Genomic DNA, 16,538 nt, shown 5'->3' on the forward strand with positions numbered 1-16,538 from the left:
ACGGCGTCACACTCGATCCCGGCCAGCTGAAGGAGCTGTTCACCCCCTTCCAGCGGCTGCACCCCACCGGCACCTACCAGAGCGTCGGCATGGGCCTGAGCCTGGTGCAGCGCATCATCACCCGGCACTCCGGGCGCATCTGGGCCGAAGCCCGGCCCGAAGGAGGCACCACCTTCTTCTTCACCCTGCCTACCGCGTGACGGCTCGGTGCTCGGCAGGCAGCCGGGACGGGGACTGTACGGTTTTCGGCGTAACTCCTGATCAAGGGGAACACCCCTGATGAGTAGTGTGATCCAGGCATCGACGGAGATCGACCTGGAGGACAGCCTCTCGCGTCCCGGTAGCTGCGGCCCGGCCTGAATCCATCAGCGCTGGAATGCCGAGCGGGGGCAACTTCGCGCGGTTGCCGACCTTCTGAATGTGCATGCGCCGAACTCCAGCGATCCATGTCCACCTGCCGCATTGACGATCAGTGGCGATGTGATGGGGATCCGCCGATGGGCGTCTCACCCCACCAATCGGGTAGCTATCGGAAGCGCACGAAAAATACGCATTCACCCCCTCGCCTCGGCGTCTACGCCCCAGTGGCGGTGGCCGGGGAGGGCGGGAGGAGGGAGAGGACATGACTTCGGGGACGGATCCCGAACGCGTCCGTCGCGCGCTGGCGGGGCTGCACTATCCCGCCGACAACCGGGCGGTGGTCGATCAGGCGACCGCTGCCGGTGCCGATGAGGCCGTGGTCGGCGTCCTGTTCGATCTGCCGATCGCCATCTACGCCGACATCGACGAGGTCCTGAACTCGATCCCGCACCCTCCCGAGAGAAATGGGGACCCCTCTCCCGGGCAGCGGTCCGCCGGTGACCAGCGGACGACGCGGGACAGTGGATGACGGCGCCCGACCGGAGCGGTCGGCCGTCTTCGGCCTGAGCGTTGCCGCCGCCCTTTGACGGCCTGCAGGCCAGTCGTGGGCGGCTGCCCCGAGCGGGCGTTTTTTCTGCTCGGTGTCATTCGCCCGGCTGGAACGTGTAAGCGGCGGGAGGGGTGAACGACAGATCAGGGGTGCCGTACACCAGGGCCACCTGCATATGTGGTTTGAGCACGATCGCGGCCGGATCGCCGTCGGCCCGCTTGCCGTCGATGTAGGCGGTCAGCGTTTTGCCGCCTCCAGCCGTCAGCGCGCCGATCCGGTCTGCGGTCAGCGTGACGCCCCACTGGGTGAAGAGCTGGCCCAGAGTGTAGGTGTCACCTTTGGTGTGCGACTCAATGTGGATCACGCCGCGGCTGTCATGGGTGTGCAGGGCCGTCATGGTTCCTGAAACGGGCTCGATGCCGATATCGGCCGCCATGGGAACCGGCTTGCCGTCGATGAAGATGTCGAGGTGGGCATGGTAGTGCTCAGCTGTGCCCATGGGTCCCGTGGTCAGACCCGCAGCTTTGATGCCCGGCAGCGGGTCGGCCGGGGTCGTCCAGGGCGGCAGTCCACCGTCCGACGAAGCGGCTTCGGCCGGCTGACTGTAGTTCAGCCCGCCGTCGAAGGAGGCGGCTTTGGCCGACGGCTCAGCCGACAGGCCGTAACCCAGCCCGCCGGCCAGGATCAGTCCGGCGGTGGCCGAGCCGATCACGGCGGTCAACCTGCGGCGGTGCTGTTGCGGGGCCTGCTGTCGAATTGGTCGTCGCCGGTTCTTGATCTTCTTCAGGGACATCATGAACCTCCATCGTGTCTCCTGAGAACCATCGGCCGCTGGAAGGTGTCGTTAAGGCATGTGGGGACGGTTTCCCGCAGGGATCGGCCTGAGGAGCACCGGCCCGGGAGGCGGCGTCTCCCGGGCGGTAGCCGTCGGTTCTCGCCCATCGCCGGTTGCTTGCCGATCGTGGAGAAGCGGTGCCGAGGTAGCGGTCTGGATGTGAGGGAGGGGTGATGCTGTGATCACTTTGTGCCGTAGGGTGCTGCCGGGCTTCACGGCTCCGGCTCAGCGCATGGCGGCTCGCCCACGCCGTCGGAGGTTGCTCTCCGGATGGCTGTTGCTCTTGCGGGCTGGGTGATCGGGCGACATAGCGGATTCGGCGAGCCGGGACGCCCGTCCGGGAGGGCTGACCGTCTGAGGTTTCCGTGAATCCGGTCACCGGCTCCTGGGCCGGGCCGCGGGGTCGTGCTCAGCGGCGTGACCCCGTGTCTTCCATACGGTCAAGGCGATCCCGGCCAGCAGCGAGCCCAAGCCGTCCATGGCGAGATCGGCCACCGTGTCGTCGTATCCCACCACCATGGGCACGCCGAACACCGAAGTCGCGATCCACTCGTAGAACTCCCAGACGACGCCTACGGCCAGTCCGGCCGCGACCGTGGCCAGCACCAGCGCCATCCTGCGCCGCAGCGACCGCAGGCCCGACGGGTCGCGCATGATCCCCGTTACGATCAGGACCAGGATCGCCATCGCCGCCACCGCCCCGGTCGTCACGCAGTGGATGACCCAGTCGATCCAGCTCAGTGATGTGTACCAGCCGGCGGGGGTGGCGACCGTGGCCAGGAGCAGCGTCCAGCCGAAGGCCGCGTCGAAAGGTGCGGCGATCCGCGCCGCTCGAGGGACCAGCAGCAATGCGAAAAGCAGTGCGAACCGGACCGTTCCCTCGATCTGCTGCGAGATCGCCGCGGCCAGGGCGGCGACGCCGGTCGCCACCCGGGCGAGGTCGGCGGCGATCCCCCAGAGGCGGGAGACCGGACGGGCCGCCGTGTTCGTCATGACGGCAGGTCTACCCCCGACATAGCCGAGCACACCCTGCGCCGGCGCACCCGCGGTAGACGGTGCCGCACCGGGGTACTGCCAGCGGCGTACCCCGTACCCGCCCGCAGAGCAGGAGACAGATGACCGTCCCTGAGGAGACAGGGTCGCAGGCCGACACCACCCGATCGGCCCGCGCGGGCATTCCCGCGTTCGTCGGCCCCGCCCCGGTTCCTGCCGAGGCCTTCGGCCGACAGGTGGTCGATGTCCCGGCGCAGGACGGCGAGCACCGCGTGTCCGTCCGGTTCGGCGGTCCGGCCGGCAGCGGCCGGCCGCCGACTCTGCTGCTGCACGGGCTGGTGTTGTCCGGCCGTTACCTGATGCCGAGCGCGCGGCGGCTCGCCGCATCCCGGCTGGTGGTCGTTCCGGACATGCCCGGCTGCGGTGACAGTCCCCATCCGGATGTGCCTTTGGGGATCGATCAACTCGCCGTCATAGCTCGTGGACTGCTCAAGGAAGTCGGCGAGCCGGCGGCTGTGATCGCCAACTCCTTCGGTTGCCTCATCGCCGTCGAACTGGCCATACGTCACCCCGAAGCGGTGCGCTGTCTGATCATGGCGGGCCCTCCCGCCCGCCCCGGCCTGCCCGGTATCGCGCTGCGATGGATGAGCACAGCGGTCCGTGAACCGCCGGCCCTGTGGCCGATCGGGCTGCAGGCATTGCGCCGCACCGGGCTGCGGCAGGCGGCCGCGCACCTGCGCATGGCCCGCCGCTACCCGCTACGGCAGCGCCTGACCCGCGTCACGGCACCCGTCCTCGTCGTCCGCGGACTGCGCGACCACCTCGCCTCCCGGGGCTGGGCCCAGGAACTGGCGTCGGCCTGCCCACAAGGCGTGCTCATCGAGACGGACGCCGTGCACACTCTGCCGTACGAAATCCCCGAACTGATCACGAGCCTGGTCGACACCGCCTGAAGCCGAAGCCGCCGGCGGATCACCGGCGTTCACCGGCCCCGCATCCCCGGCAGTGGCAGGAGACCCCGCGGAGGGCCATCGACCGCGCATCCGAAGATACGGCCGAGCCCTGTCGGGTAAAGGCCGAACGGAGAAGACCCGACGACAAGGAGCGATCATGTTTCCGCTCACCCCGTGGGCCTACCCGGCGGAGCGCTACTACTACGGCTGGTGGGGCCAGCCGGTGACGATCGAACCGACCGACGGTGAGATCAAATCCCGGATCGTCGACCAACTGCGGGGCAACCCGCACACCAAGGACTCCGACATCAAGGTCGACGTCAAACAGCACGTGGTGATCCTGGGCGGTGAGGTGCCCTCCTGGGTCGCCAAGCGTGCGGCCGGCGACGACGCCTGGGACACCGAAGGCGTCGTGGATGTCAGCAACCAGCTCCAGATCCGCCAGGACGCGTAAGCGCAACGGGTTCCTGTGGGAGGGCCGGTCCGGCCCTCCCACAGGAACCCGATTTCCTCTCGTTTCCTCGCCGGAGACGGCGGCCGCAGCCACCGCACCGCCGGGTGCGCTCCGCGTCCGCGCGCCGACGAACGACAGGAGCAAGGATGCTGCACCAGTCGCACCGCCTGGAGCCGGACCGGCTCGAGCGTTTCGCGCTCCGTTCCGTACTGGGACTGGCCGCCGTGATCGTGGCGGGAACCGGATTCGCTCTGCTGGTGGGTCTGGTACGCACCGCGTGGGAGCCTTTGCACGCCGTCGATCGCGCCGTGACCGACGCCCTCAACACGGTGGTGTCCGGTAACGCGCTGCTGCTGGAGACCCTCCAAGCGCTGACCGACTTCGGCGGCCTCGCCGTCTTGGCCCGCGTGCTGGTCCTGGCCACCGCGTTCCTGCTCATCCGGCGGCGGGTACGGCTGGCCGCCTATGTGGTCGTCACCGCCCTCGGCGCCTTGATCCTGGATCGTGTCGTGAAGCTGCTGGTCGGCAGGTTACGGCCCGTCGTCGAGGAGCCCGTCGCCACCGCTGCGGGCATGAGCTTTCCCAGTGGGCACTCCATGGGGTCCCTGGTCTCCTACGGTGTGCTGCTGCTGGTCTTCGCACCCGCCGTCCCGCGCCGGCTGCGGCCGATGGTGGTCACCGTGGTGGTCGCCCTGGTGGTGGTGGTCGGCTTCACCCGCATCGCTCTGGGCGTGCACCATCTCAGCGACGTGATCGGCGGCTGGCTGCTCGGGCTCGTCTGGCTCGGTATCACCGCGGTCGCGTTCCGCCGCTGGCGCCGGGAGATCGGCCTGCGCACGCCCGCGTTGAGCGAGGGTCTGGCTCCAGAGGAGGCGCCCGCGCTGGAGCCGGTCCCGGCCGCACGCCGCGAGCCGCTGCCCCACCCCTGGCGTGGTACGGCGGAACTATCGGTGGCCTGGGTGCTCATCCTGGGCGCGCTGTTCGGTGCGGGGGTGCTGGTCACCGGCGTCCTGGACGGCAGCGCCCTGGCCGCGGCCGACCAGGCGGTCATCCGGTGGTTCGCCGACCACCGTGACCCCGCGCTGGCCGGTCTCGCGCGGGTGGGCAGTTGGATCGGCAACACGCAGTGGATCCTGGCCGGCACCCTCGCCGCCTGCGCACTGGCTCTGGCCGTGCTGCGCCGCTGGCGGCCGGTGCTGTTCCTGCTGGTGGCCATGGGCGGGGAGTTGACCCTGTTCCTGGCTGCGGCGGCCGCTGTGGGCCGGTCCCGTCCGCCGGTGCCGCATCTGGGGCCGGAACTGCCCCCGACCTCCGGTTTCCCCTCCGGGCACGTCGCCGCCGCGCTCACCCTGTACACGGCGATCGCCGTCCTGGTCTGGCACGCCACGGGCCGCTGGTGGCGCTGGGCGGCGGTCGCGGCAGCCGTACTGATTCCGCTGTGGTGCGCGCTGTCGCGGATGTACCGCGGCGTCCACTACCCCACCGACGTGCTCGCCAGCGTGCTGCTGGCCCTGCCGTGGGTCGCCGTCACCTGGTGGGTGCTGCGTCCCCGGCCCGGCGATGCCCCTCGAGATCCGTCACCGGCCGGGCGGCCCGCCGATGGTGACGCTCCCTGAGGGGCGATCCGCCGGCGGCCATCGGTGGCCTCATGGTGATCTGCCACCCGCGGGACTCCGCCGGACGGCGGATCAGGACGCGCGATCACGCGGACCCGTTCTCCTCGGTCCATCGGTCCGGTTCGCAGGGCCGCGGCGACCCGGCCTGCCAGGCTTCGAGTTGGGCGGCGCAGCCGATACCGAACAGCAGCGCCACCGCCGTGAGGTTTCCCCACATCATCAGGGCGACGACTCCGGTCAGGGGGCCGTAGATGTCACCGAAGACCTCGCTGGCGGTGACGTACCAGCCGAGCAGGCCGCTGGTGGCCAGCCACAGTGCGGTGGCCAGGCCGACACCGGGTGCCAGCCACCACAGTGACGGCTGACGTCGGCGGGGCGCCGCCGCGAACAACACCAGGAGCGCGACCACGGTCAGCACCAATCCGACCGGCCAGCGCAGCACGCTCAGCACCGCGCGGGCCAGGCCACCCCATGCGTACGCGCGTTCGAGCGCCGTGCCGAAGGGGACCGCGGCCACCACCACCAGGAACCCGCCGATCGCCGGAATCCCGGCTACCCAGGTCAGGACGAACGCCCGGCCGTACTTGACGGAAGCCCGACGATCACGCCGGATCCCGTATATACGGTTCGCGCCCCGCTCGACCTGGCCCATCGCCATCGTCAGCGCCGCGATCCCGGTGACCAGGCCGACCAGGAGCGCCAGCTCGCCGAGGTCGTCCTCCTCCCCGCCCGTCAGCACCCGCCTCACGAGCGCATCGCTGCTGCCGGGCGTCAGAGCGAGAATGGTCTCGGCCACCACCGTTCCGCCCTCCTCCACGCCCAGGCCCTCGGCCAGTCCGGTCAGCGCGATCAGGAACGGGACCGCCGCCAGGCACAGCAGCAACGCCAGCGAGCGAGCGTGGCTGAAGCCGTCGCTGTAGCGGAACCGCACGTAGCTGTCGCGCAGGAGCGGCCAGAGCCCGTAACGACGCAGGGCCGACCAGGGCTGAGCGGCCGTTCGGCGCCCGCCTCGCAGCAAGGTCGTCTCCGGTACCGGCCCGCTGCTGCTCATCGTCTCCCTCTCCACGGCCGTGTCGGCGGTTTCCAGGCCATTACCCCCGATCCCGCAGGCGATCGCGCCGACCACGACTCGGACGGCATGAGGCAACGCGCCACCCGTCTCCGTGGTCCCTCGGCGGCAGCACCGAGGAGTAGCCGCTGCATCACCGGGCACAACGAGATCCGGCCCTGCGGACGATCACTGTCTTCGGCGGCGCCTCCGGAGAACGCCGCCGTCCGACCGCCCGGAAGTCTCAATGAGGAGCGGAACGCGTGACCACTGATGCCACCGGTTTCCTCCGGCGCGTACGGAACATCGCCATCCCGTTGGGTGTGCTGGCCGTCGTGACGATCGCGCTGGGGCAGCTCATCACCGAAGTGCTCACCGGTCTGTGGGCCGAGGGCGCACTGAACCGCGCACTGGCCCGGGAACGCACCACCACCTGGAACACGGTCAGCGACGTGGTGTCCACCACGGCGGACACACCAGTGATCATCTCTGTCACCGCAGTGGCCGCTCTGGCTTTCCGCACCGCGTTCGGGCGATGGCGCGAATCGGTGTTCATCGTTGTGGTCGTGGCGGCCCAGTCCGCCGTCTTCCTGCTGGCCACCGTCTTCGTCCAGCGCCTGCGTCCCGCGGTCCCCCATCTCGACCCCGCCCCTCCGACCTCCAGCTATCCCTCGGGTCACACCAGCGCGGCCGTCGCCTGCTACTGCGGCATAGCTCTCGTACTCGCCCTGCACACGCGGCGACGGGCAGCCCTGGCCGTCGTGTGGTGGCTGGCCGGATCCGCTCTGGCGATCGGGGTGGCCTGGGCTCGGCTCTATCGGGGCATGCACTATCTCACGGACGTGGCCTGGGGATTCGTCCTCGGTTTGATCTGTCTTGCGGTGGTCGGCCGGGTTCTCCTGTCCGACCCCGACGACACGGGACCGCCCCACCGGTGGTCGATCCGCCGGTGACCAGTGCGCCGGCATCCCGTCGTGCCGAGGAGTCTTTCCTGCGGTTACAGGCGCTGAACGCCTCGCCACCGGGCACGGTGACGGGGCGAGGGAATGGACTCCGGAGGCGGTTCCGTCCGGCTGGAGGCGGACCCGGAAACCGCCGCATCCGGCGCGTCATCCCGGGTCCGGTGAGGATCCCGACGCGGTCGGTTTCGTATCGGCCGCCGCCGCCCTTGCCTCCCCCGATGCCCCGGACCGGGGATCACCGGTGTTCCGGCCTTGCGCAGGGTCGTCACCCGGGTAGGTGCGGGCGCACTCCGTGATGCGGTAGACGACCGCGGTGAGCGGCACCGCCACGACCGCTCCCGCGATCCCGGCCACCAGCGTGCCGGCGGTGACGGCCGTCAGTACCACGGCCGGGTGCAGGCGCACGGCCCTGCCGATGATGAACGGCTCCAGCAGGTTGCCTTCGACCTGCTGGACGAGGATCACCGCCGCCAGGACCAGCAGTGCGTCACTCACCCCGTTGCTGACCAGCGCCACCAGCACCGCCACCGCCCCGGCCGTGACCGCGCCGAAAATCGGGATGAACGCGAGCAGGAAGGTCAGGAAGGCCAGGGGGAAGGCCAGCGGCACCCCCAGGATCACCAGGGCCAGGCCGATGCCCACGCCATCGATCACGGCGATCATCGCGGTGCCCCGCACGTAGGCGACCAGGGTCTGCCAGCCGCCCCGGCCGGCGGCGTCCGCCCGGGGCCGGCTGCGGGCCGGGAACCGGTGCAGCAGCCAGCTCCACATGCCGTCTCCGTCGCGCAGCAGGAAGAACAGCAGCACCAGTGCCGTGACCACGGCCGCCAGCGCCTGCAGTGCGCCCATCGCTCCGGCCACGGGGTCGGGGGCGGCGCTCTGCAGGCGCTCCGTCAGATCACCGACGATCGCATCCAGCTGTTTGCCGCTGAGCGGTCCCGCGGTCAGGCTCTCGCGCAGGCGCTGCAACCCCGCGATGAGCCGCCCTTCCAGGTCGCCGAACTGCGCGACGGCGCGTTCGGCCACCAGGGTCAGCGGACCGGCCACCGCGATGATCAGGAACAGGATGCCCGCGAGCGCGCTCAGCCACCGCGGCGCCCTCAGTCGGCGCGCCAGGGCGGTCACCGGGCTGAGCAGGGCGGCGAGGAAGAGCGCGGCCACGATGGCCAGCGTCAGCGGCGCCAACTGGACGAGCATCCGTCCCAGGATCGCGATCGCCGCGACCACGATGACCAGGCAGCCGCTCACTACGACCGCCGTCCGCAGCGGCCCCGGCAGCGCGCGCCACCCGCTGCGGTCTGCCGACCGGTCATCTCGGTTCACTGTGCTCCGTTCAGGGCCGGGACGTTTCACGGGATCAGCCTGATACCCGGCATCGGGGAACCGAAAAGGCTCGGCGGCCAGCCGGGCTACCGGATCGTCGACCATGTGCGGCGGCGTATCGTCTTCGCCGGGCGGAGGGCCTCCGTCGAGGGCTGCCGCAGTCCGGCAAGGCCGCCACGGCACCGCTGAACGGGGGGGGACCGCCGAAGTCCGCGAGCCGTGCAGCGGAGGCGGGGATGCTCCCGCCGACCGGCGAAGCGCGGCCCAGCCGGTGCTGCATGAGCCGTCACCCAGATCATCGCAGTGGCGGTGAGCACAGGTCACCGCGCCGGGAAAGCCCGGGCTCCCGCCTTTTCGGTGGGGCCCGGCCTGCCCATCGTCCTACTGCCTGACGCCTCGGGGCTCCACCGGCTCGTAGCACCGACCGGCACCGACGACTTCGAGGCCCGCAAGGTCTCCCTCCTGAAGGGTGGTGACCTTCCGCCCGTACTGGATCGGGTGCATGAGCTGGCCTGAGTCGTCCACGTGGCCCAAGCCCACCAGGTGCGCCAGCTCATGCATCATGACGGCCCGGATGGCGTCATCGCCGCCCATCGACGTCATCTGCTCGGTGTCGAGGACCACCATCCCGCTCACATACCTCGGGGTGCCGTTCCCGACCCGGACGTAGGCAGGCCCTCCGTATCCGGCCGCCTGCCCGTTCAGGCGCGCGTACTCGCCCGGGTGGGAGTACGCGATCAGCACCGGCGCCCACCGGTCGCCGTACCGGTCCGGCTGGTAGAGCTTCCTGCCGTCGCTGGGCGCCTCATCGGTCGCCCCTTCGTGGGAGAACTCGAGTCCCGTCGCCTCGGAGATGCGGCTGACGCTCTCCTCCAGCAGCCGCCCGGCCCCCTCCGGCCGCCCTTTCTGTCGCACCACGTAGCCGATGGGTTCGCAGGTGCTCCACCGCACGGGCTCGCCGTTGTCCCGGGTGTGCAGGAAGCTGTAGCCGTTCTTCGCGGTGTCCTCCGAGGTCCGGCTTTCACCGGGTCCCTTCACGTGCGGAGGAGTGCCGGGCGTCTGCGTGGTGACCGCGCACCCGCAGAGCACGCCGACCGCCAGCACGGCGACGATCACGATCTTCACTCGGTTCCTCCTTCCGGTGCCGCTCCTCCTCGTCCTGCCCGCGTCGCCTGCGACGCTCCGCGCCCCGCCGCGTCCCACGAGCCCGGAGCGCAGACGCCGGGCTCGTGGGGTTCCTCAGTCCAGGGTGAGGACGACTTTGATGTCGTCGGGGTCGGCGGTCAGCGCCTCGGTGAAACGCTCCAGCGGCACCCGGCGCGTGATCAGCCGCGACAGCCAGTCCGGGTCGGCTTCGGCCAGGGCGTCGGCGGCGGTGGCGTAGTGGCGCAGGTTGGCGTTGACCGAACCGACGACCACGTCGTTCTCCAGCACGATCTCGCGGTTGGCCGCGCCGACGTCCACCGATATCCGGCGCCCCACCGGAGAGACCCCCGTCAGGCAGACGATGCCGTAGGGAGCGGTACCGGCCATCACCTCGAACACCACCCTGGAGGCGCCGGTGGCCTCGATGATGATGTCGGGTTCGACGCGCTCGGTGACCTCCCCGGCACCGGCCGAGTGATATTCGGCTCCCAGCTCGCGGACCGCCCGGGGTTTCGGACCGCCGGTGGCCAGGTCTAGGACATGGACCTCCAGGCCGCGCTGGACACCGAGCAGCGCGGCCAGCAACCCGATCGGTCCCGCCCCGGTCACCAGGACCCGCCGGGGCTCGAACCAGGCGCGAGCACCGACTCTGTCGACCTGCTCCCATGCCTTGGCCACCACCGTGGCCGGTTCCATCAGCACGCCGACGTGCTCCAGCCGGGGATCCAGCAGGACGGCGTAACTGGGCTCGACCGTCCACAGCCGGCTGCCGTAGCCGTCGAGCTGCTTGATGCCGCGCTCGGTGTAGCGGCCGTTGCGGCACATGTCGAATTCACCGCGCGCGCACGCGCCGCAGGGCACCGGGTCAGGTCGGCGCACCACGCCGACCACGAGGTCACCGGCGGAGAACCCGCTGCCGTCCGGGGCGGAGCGGACCCGGCCCAGCGACTCATGACCGAGTACCAGATGGTCGCGCCCCGGCGGCGCCCAGCCGTACGCCCCGGAGGCGATCTCCCGGTCGGTGCCGCAGATGCCCAGGGCCAGGCCTTCGACGAGGAGTTCCCCTTCGTCCGGCACCGGGTCGGGCAGCTCTCGCACCTCGGCCGTGCCGGCCCGGAGCGGTGTGACGGTCAGCGCACGCATCAGTCGTCCTCGTTTCAGCGGTGAAGACGAACGAGTTCCGGAGCATCGGTTTGCAGGGGCACCGCGGAGCCGGGCACCAGGCCGAGTTGCACGGCGGGCCGCGACCTGGCGGCGGAGAACAACCAGTCCACGGCCGTACGGCCTCGGTTGGCCTGCAGCGCGGCCAGGTGGTAGCCGCGGGCGAGCATCCGGGCCGGCGGCCCGGCCAACGGCACGCCCAGCGGGTTGGCGACAGCCTGCCATCCCCCGAGATCCACGACGAAGCCCAGGTCACGATGGCGGTAGGGTCTGCGACGGCCCACGCCGTAGGAGGCCGCGATGTTGCGCGCGGTGAGTTTTCCCTGCCGAACGGCGTGCTGTGCCGTCATCGGTGTCAGCTCACCGGGATGGCTCGGATCAGGCACCGCCGCGGCGTCACCGCAGGCCAGGATCTCCGGATGCCCGGGCACCGCCAGATACTCGTCGACCTGCAGGCGGCCCTCTGCCACGGGCAGGCCGGTGCCGGCGGCCAGCGGGTCCGGCCGTACTCCGACACACCACACCAGCGTCCGGGAGGCCACGAAACGGCCATCGGTCAACCGCACGCCGGCGCCGGTCGCCTCGGCCACCGACGTGCCGAGGCATACCTCGACTCCGCGCTCCCGCAGCACCCGCTCGGCCATCGCCGACATCCGCATGTCCATACCCGACAGGACCTGGTCGGCGGTGTCGAGCAGCAGCCAGCGCGGCGAGGTGCCGCGCAGACGCGGATGGCACCGGACGACATCCTGCGTCAGCAACTGGACCTGGGCGGCCGCCTCCGTTCCGGTGTAGCCGGCGCCGACCACCACGAAGGTGCACCGCGCGGCTCTTTCATCCGGATCGTCGGCGGCATCGGCCAGCTCGATCTGACGGATCAAGTGATCACGCAGATACAGCGCCTCAGGGATCCCGCGGAAGCCGTGCGCGTGGTCGGCCACCCCGGGAATGGGCAGCAGCTTGTTCACACTTCCCGAGGCCAGCACGAGACGGTGGTAGCCAAGCCGGCCACGCTCGCCTTCCGGTCCGGTGTAGGACACGGTCCGGTTCTGCACGTCGACCCCGTCGGCCTCACCCAGTACCAGCCGTACCCCGGGCAGCGCGTCGGCCAGCGGGACGGTCACCCGGCGCGGGTCCAGCACCCCACCGGCCACCTCGGGCAGCAGCGGCAGGTACAGGAAGTAGTCGGTCGGGTTCACCATGACGATGTCCGCCGCCGTACGGGCAAGGCGTTGCAGCGCCCGCGCGGCGTGGTAACCGGCGAACCCTGCGCCGACGATGACGATACGCGGGCGAGCCATCAGCACCACCTCGGTTACAGTGATCCCTTTTGCGCCAGTTTGTCCGCCACGCCTCGATACCCGCATCCGGCCGGGGGAAACGGCGACCGGACGCGGTCACGGCGCTTTCCCTCCCATGGTCAGCTCTTGACGGACACGCAGCCGAGAGCGACGGCGAGCGACCCGGTCCGGGTTTCGTGGAAGCCTTGGTGTGCCCCCGGTCTTGTGGAGGCGGAGTCTGGCCCCGAGTCCTGTGGAGTCGCATTTCTGTCACGGTCCAGCCGACGAAAGCGGCTGGCACGACGTGCTCATCTCGAGCCGATACGTTACGTACCGACCGGGTCGAACGGCCCGAAACAGCGCTCATCCGCCCGGCTCAGGCTGAGGTGACCGCGTTCGGCGGCCTCACCCCGGCGGCGCCGGTCGCACCCGTGCAACGCTGTCAGGACGGGCACTCCATCCGCTACAGCGCCGCACCCGAATCGGATCGCCCGGCATGCGGCGCGCCCCGCCTTGGAACGATCATTCCAGGCCGGGATGACGATCATCGGCGCCGCGGCGCGACACGAGAACGCGATACCGGCTTCGTGTCCGCATCGAGCGAGCCTCGACGAACACCCGCATAGGCCAAATGTTGCGCAGGAAAATACCGTGGTACGGTGAATCCGGAGCGCCGGGAAGTCTGGTCGGCATGGTGACGTAGTCCATGGACCAGGAAGGGCGCCCGATGACCGGTTCCGCCGACGGCCCTCATCCCCCGCACGAAACCGTTTCCCAGGGGGGCGCCCCGTTCCGGGATGGCGAGCGGCGCACCGCGGATCAGCAGGTACCCGCATCACCGGGGCGCGACTTCACCGTAAAACTCCTGCTGGACGGCCCTTACGCGATCCTGGTCCTCGAAGGTCGCCTTGAGCGGTCCGGCGTCGCCCTTCTCCAGGAGAAGTTCACCCGTGCGCTGGTCGCCCGTCATCCGCCGTGGTTGATCATCGAGGTCGCCGGCCTGGAATCGGCGGACTCCTTCGGCCTGGCCGTGCTGCTGGGCGCCGAACGCCACGCCCGCACCTCGGGCGGCCGCATGATCGTCTGCGGTGCGGGAGACATCCTGCGGACCCGCCTGGCCAGACGTGGGCTGGAGGGCGCGTTCGAGATGCGGGCCACGGTGGGCGAGGCCATCACCGATCTGTACCTCGGCAGATGACCTCGGACCGCCCGGGGGTGCAGGCGGCCTTGATATCCCGGCGGGCTATGCGTCGGGCCAGCCCAGGGGGTGGACGTCACCTGCGGGCGGCTCGCCCCCTGCCCGGGTGAAGGCGGCCATGGCCGAGATCAGCGCGCGGCACTGCTCGGGGGACATCCGCGAGACGATGGCGGCGATCTCCTCGCTGCGGCGCGCGGTGACCTCGTCGACGATGCGCCGCCCCTGCGGGGTGAGGCGGATCAGGGTCTCGCGCCGGTTGTGCGGGTTGATCTCGCGGACGATCAGTTGTGTACCGGCCAGGCGGTCGGCCATGCGCATCGCCGTGGAGGGGTTGACGCTCAGCCGCTCGGCCAGCGTGACGAGTTTGGTCTGCCCGTGGGTGGCCAGGACGACGAGCATGCGGAACTGCGGCAGCGTGACCTTGTCCTCCACCGCGGCCAGGGAGCGGGCGGCGATGGCGACCAGCAGCCGCGACCCGGTGAGGACGGCCGAGGTGACCGCGAAGAGATCCTCGCCGTTCGTCTGATCCGCCTGCCGCTCTGCCATAGGCATTGTTTTTACACGGCTCGTCCCATGCCCGCCTCATTGCATCATGCAAACATGACGGGCCGGGGAGGGCTGGACCCCGCTACGGCGGGCGAAGCCGTAGCGGGGTCCAGCCCTCCCCCGCCCTCCGTCCTGCCTTCTCCGCCGGTCAGGCGGCCTGGTAGGGGAAGCGGTCGGCGAAGGCCGGCCGCAGGTCGGTGAGCCACACCGCCTCGGGGTCGTACTCGGCGAAGAACGGCCTGCCCACCAGCCCGGGGTCACGTGCCTGGATGAGGTGGAGCACGAAGACCTTCCGCCCGGCGACCTCCGCGACGCCGTCCACGCAGACCTTGCCGGGCGTGGCCGACATCGACGGCCCCCGCACGGTACGGCACAGCCCCGAAACGTCCGCGTACGCGTCCCGGAAGATCTCGTGGGCCCGCGCGAGCGGCACCGCGAAGTAGTCGCGCGGCCCGGTGTCCCGCTCGACGAACATGTAGTACGGCACCATGCCCATCACGTGCTGCCGACGCCACATCGACGACCAGACGGCCGGGTCGTCGTTGACGGTGCGGATCAGCGGCGCCTGGGTGCGGATCACCGCGCCGGTGTCCAGGATGCGCCGTACGGCGTTGGCCACGAGGCCGGGCTCCATCTCGCGGGGGTGGGTGAAGTGGGCCTGGAAGGCGAGGTTCTTGCCCGCCGTTACGACCTGTTCGAACAGGCGCAGCGTGTCGTCGGCGTCGGGGTCGGTCAGGAAGCGCTGCGGCCAGTAGGCCAGGGACTTGGTGCCGATCCGGACGGACTCCAACTGCTCGACCGCCAGCAGCGGCTCCAGGTAGCGGCGGAGCACCGCCTCGCCCATGATCATGGGGTCGCCGCCGGTCAGCAGCACGCTGGTCACCTCGGGGTGGGCCCGCAGGTAGGCCACCAGCGCGGTCACGTCGTCGGAGGCGAACTTCAGGTCGGGCTCCCCGATGAACTGCGCCCACCGGAAGCAGTAGGTGCAGTAGGCATGGCAGGTCTGCCCCTGCTTGGGGAAGAACAGCACCGTCTCCGGATACTTGTGCTGCACGCCGGAGATCGGGGCCTCACCCACCCGGGGGACGTTGAGCTCCAACTGCCCGGCCGGATGCGGGTTGAGGCGCATCCGCACGCCGGTGGCGGCGGCCTGGAGCTCGGCTCCGGACGCGCCCCGCCGGATGAGGCCGGCCAGGTGCGCGACGTCGGCGGCGGGCAGCATGTCGGGCTGGGGGAAGACCAGCCGGTAGATCGGGTCCTCGGGGGCGGCCGACCAGTCGATCAGCTCCTCCACCACGTAGGCGTTGGTGCGGAACGGCAGCACGGTGGCCACCGCCCGCGCAGCCAGCCGCTCCTCGGCGCCGAGCCCGGCGCGTGCGGTCAGCTCGTCCAGGTGCTTGCCGGTGTAGGCGCGGAAGCGGCGGGTGCCGCGCGGGGTTCGGATGGTCTCGTCGAGCAGGGTCACGGGGCGGCTCCTCGGCGTCCGGCGGCATCGACCGGTGGGTCGATCTCGGGGTCATTACGGTCGGCACTTATCGCCCGAAATGCTTCCGGCTCTATCTCTCTTGCATTGTGCAAGGATTGTGGTGGCCGGACGGCGCAGGCGCAAGGCTTCACGGCGAATCCCCAGCTTGCCGTTACGGAGGGCGCCAGCCAGAGGTCACAGGGCGATGTCGCCTGGCCGTGAGGCTGAGGCCGGTGAAGAGACGGAAGGTTCCGATGCCCGGTTCGGCGGTGCTGCAGCGGTCGAACGAGCATGCGCACAACTGGGCACCTGGCGGCCGGATACGTGCACGGCTGGCCTCCTGATCTCGTGAGATGACGAGCATCGACGCCGACCAGACTTCCCGGCACACCTTCGTGTCACCTTAGCGGGCGAGCCACCCTCGGTACAGGAGCGCCATGCCATGGCCCGTTTCCGGCACGTGCACATGGCGAGGAGGTCGGGTGTGCTGCTCATGCATCCGTAGCATCGCCATGTCGTCGAGCCGCGGCCCTCCGATGCGGTCCGGGAGATCGGACCTCGGCACGTCCGGAGCGTTCTGCGGATCGGCCACCGCCGGCAGGCGGGCGCGTCCCGGCAGTGGGGAGAAGATCCCGGTCTTGTCTCCGG

The 16,538-nt window shown here is 70.4% G+C and carries 16 protein-coding genes; 7 read left to right on the top strand and 9 right to left on the bottom strand.

Annotation, left to right across the window (positions count from 1 at the left end):
• Positions 1-200 (top strand): ATP-binding protein (locus IEZ07_RS29035; protein ID WP_301549359.1); only part of this gene is annotated, 200 nt, incomplete at its 5' end.
• Between the two features lie 422 nt (positions 201-622).
• A complete protein-coding gene (locus tag IEZ07_RS29040) occupies positions 623-889 on the top strand; it encodes a DUF2795 domain-containing protein (protein ID WP_191897691.1) in 267 nt (88 codons plus the stop codon).
• Positions 890-1,004: 115 nt separating this feature from the next.
• Here IEZ07_RS29040 and IEZ07_RS29045 read toward each other — a convergent pair whose 3' ends face one another.
• Together IEZ07_RS29045 and IEZ07_RS29050 are read right to left on the bottom strand one after the other, a co-directional pair.
• On the bottom strand, positions 1,005-1,703 hold the full coding sequence (locus tag IEZ07_RS29045) for a hypothetical protein (protein ID WP_191897692.1): 699 nt from the start codon (positions 1,701-1,703) through the stop codon (positions 1,005-1,007).
• Between the two features lie 417 nt (positions 1,704-2,120).
• On the bottom strand, positions 2,121-2,738 hold the full coding sequence (locus IEZ07_RS29050; RefSeq protein WP_191897693.1) for a DUF2238 domain-containing protein: 618 nt from the start codon (positions 2,736-2,738) through the stop codon (positions 2,121-2,123).
• A 122-nt stretch (positions 2,739-2,860) separates the two neighbouring features.
• Between IEZ07_RS29050 and IEZ07_RS29055 the strand changes: the two genes are divergently transcribed.
• The 3 genes from IEZ07_RS29055 to IEZ07_RS29065 all read left to right on the top strand — a co-directional run bounded on the left by IEZ07_RS29055 (position 2,861) and on the right by IEZ07_RS29065 (position 5,761).
• Complete coding sequence (locus IEZ07_RS29055) at positions 2,861-3,691, top strand: alpha/beta fold hydrolase (protein ID WP_191897694.1); 831 nt, start codon at positions 2,861-2,863, stop codon at positions 3,689-3,691.
• 157 nt (positions 3,692-3,848) lie between these two features.
• Positions 3,849-4,145 carry a BON domain-containing protein gene (locus IEZ07_RS29060; protein ID WP_191897695.1) on the top strand — a complete coding sequence of 99 codons (297 nt, stop codon included), beginning with the start codon at positions 3,849-3,851 and terminating at the stop codon, positions 4,143-4,145.
• Between the two features lie 146 nt (positions 4,146-4,291).
• Positions 4,292-5,761 (top strand): phosphatase PAP2 family protein, encoded by a 1,470-nt coding sequence (locus tag IEZ07_RS29065; RefSeq protein WP_191897696.1) that lies wholly within the window; start codon positions 4,292-4,294, stop codon positions 5,759-5,761.
• A gap of 85 nt (positions 5,762-5,846) precedes the next feature.
• Here IEZ07_RS29065 and IEZ07_RS29070 read toward each other — a convergent pair whose 3' ends face one another.
• Entirely contained in the window at positions 5,847-6,812 is a 966-nt protein-coding gene (locus IEZ07_RS29070; RefSeq protein WP_191897697.1) for a YihY/virulence factor BrkB family protein, read from the bottom strand.
• A 260-nt stretch (positions 6,813-7,072) separates the two neighbouring features.
• Here IEZ07_RS29070 and IEZ07_RS29075 point away from each other — a divergent pair, with 260 nt between their 5' ends.
• Positions 7,073-7,762, top strand: coding sequence for a phosphatase PAP2 family protein (locus IEZ07_RS29075; RefSeq protein WP_191897698.1), 690 nt, complete (start codon positions 7,073-7,075; stop codon positions 7,760-7,762).
• A gap of 156 nt (positions 7,763-7,918) precedes the next feature.
• Here IEZ07_RS29075 and IEZ07_RS29080 read toward each other — a convergent pair whose 3' ends face one another.
• The 4 genes from IEZ07_RS29080 to IEZ07_RS29095 all read right to left on the bottom strand — a co-directional run bounded on the left by IEZ07_RS29080 (position 7,919) and on the right by IEZ07_RS29095 (position 12,702).
• Positions 7,919-9,094: an AI-2E family transporter gene (locus IEZ07_RS29080; protein ID WP_204054788.1), complete on the bottom strand. Its 1,176-nt coding sequence runs from the start codon at positions 9,092-9,094 to the stop codon at positions 7,919-7,921.
• Between the two features lie 381 nt (positions 9,095-9,475).
• Entirely contained in the window at positions 9,476-10,219 is a 744-nt protein-coding gene (locus tag IEZ07_RS29085; RefSeq protein WP_191897700.1) for a matrixin family metalloprotease, read from the bottom strand.
• Positions 10,220-10,333: 114 nt separating this feature from the next.
• Positions 10,334-11,383 carry a glucose 1-dehydrogenase gene (locus IEZ07_RS29090; RefSeq protein WP_191897701.1) on the bottom strand — a complete coding sequence of 350 codons (1,050 nt, stop codon included), beginning with the start codon at positions 11,381-11,383 and terminating at the stop codon, positions 10,334-10,336.
• A gap of 14 nt (positions 11,384-11,397) precedes the next feature.
• Complete coding sequence (locus IEZ07_RS29095) at positions 11,398-12,702, bottom strand: NAD(P)/FAD-dependent oxidoreductase (protein WP_191897702.1); 1,305 nt, start codon at positions 12,700-12,702, stop codon at positions 11,398-11,400.
• A gap of 706 nt (positions 12,703-13,408) precedes the next feature.
• Here IEZ07_RS29095 and IEZ07_RS29100 point away from each other — a divergent pair.
• Positions 13,409-13,879 (top strand): STAS domain-containing protein, encoded by a 471-nt coding sequence (locus IEZ07_RS29100; RefSeq protein ID WP_191897703.1) that lies wholly within the window; start codon positions 13,409-13,411, stop codon positions 13,877-13,879.
• Between the two features lie 45 nt (positions 13,880-13,924).
• On the opposite strand, the gene IEZ07_RS29105 is transcribed toward IEZ07_RS29100, so the two are convergent.
• Positions 13,925-14,425: a MarR family transcriptional regulator gene (locus tag IEZ07_RS29105; RefSeq protein WP_191897704.1), complete on the bottom strand. Its 501-nt coding sequence runs from the start codon at positions 14,423-14,425 to the stop codon at positions 13,925-13,927.
• 148 nt (positions 14,426-14,573) lie between these two features.
• The gene (locus IEZ07_RS29110; protein WP_301549360.1) at positions 14,574-15,890 is read right to left on the bottom strand and encodes a KamA family radical SAM protein; all 1,317 of its coding nucleotides are present in this window, start codon (positions 15,888-15,890) and stop codon (positions 14,574-14,576) included.
• Between the last annotated feature and the right edge of the window lie 648 nt (positions 15,891-16,538).

Origin of the sequence: Planomonospora parontospora, assembly GCA_014647935.1 — a bacterium.
Classification (GTDB): Bacteria; Actinomycetota; Actinomycetes; order Streptosporangiales; family Streptosporangiaceae; genus Planomonospora; species Planomonospora parontospora.

Excerpts from the sequence above, each read along its gene's own strand:
- IEZ07_RS29095 (WP_191897702.1), bottom strand. The coding sequence starts at position 12,702 with ATGGCTCGCCCGCGTATCGTCATCGTCGGCGCAGGGTTCGCCGGTTAC.
- IEZ07_RS29105 (WP_191897704.1), bottom strand. The coding sequence starts at position 14,425 with ATGGCAGAGCGGCAGGCGGATCAGACGAACGGCGAGGATCTCTTCGCG.
- IEZ07_RS29045 (WP_191897692.1), bottom strand. The coding sequence starts at position 1,703 with ATGTCCCTGAAGAAGATCAAGAACCGGCGACGACCAATTCGACAGCAG.
- IEZ07_RS29100 (WP_191897703.1), top strand. The coding sequence starts at position 13,409 with ATGACCGGTTCCGCCGACGGCCCTCATCCCCCGCACGAAACCGTTTCC.
- IEZ07_RS29065 (WP_191897696.1), top strand. The coding sequence starts at position 4,292 with ATGCTGCACCAGTCGCACCGCCTGGAGCCGGACCGGCTCGAGCGTTTC.
- IEZ07_RS29060 (WP_191897695.1), top strand. The coding sequence starts at position 3,849 with ATGTTTCCGCTCACCCCGTGGGCCTACCCGGCGGAGCGCTACTACTAC.
- IEZ07_RS29040 (WP_191897691.1), top strand. The coding sequence starts at position 623 with ATGACTTCGGGGACGGATCCCGAACGCGTCCGTCGCGCGCTGGCGGGG.
- IEZ07_RS29090 (WP_191897701.1), bottom strand. The coding sequence starts at position 11,383 with ATGCGTGCGCTGACCGTCACACCGCTCCGGGCCGGCACGGCCGAGGTG.
- IEZ07_RS29050 (WP_191897693.1), bottom strand. The coding sequence starts at position 2,738 with ATGACGAACACGGCGGCCCGTCCGGTCTCCCGCCTCTGGGGGATCGCC.
- IEZ07_RS29055 (WP_191897694.1), top strand. The coding sequence starts at position 2,861 with ATGACCGTCCCTGAGGAGACAGGGTCGCAGGCCGACACCACCCGATCG.
- IEZ07_RS29070 (WP_191897697.1), bottom strand. The coding sequence starts at position 6,812 with ATGAGCAGCAGCGGGCCGGTACCGGAGACGACCTTGCTGCGAGGCGGG.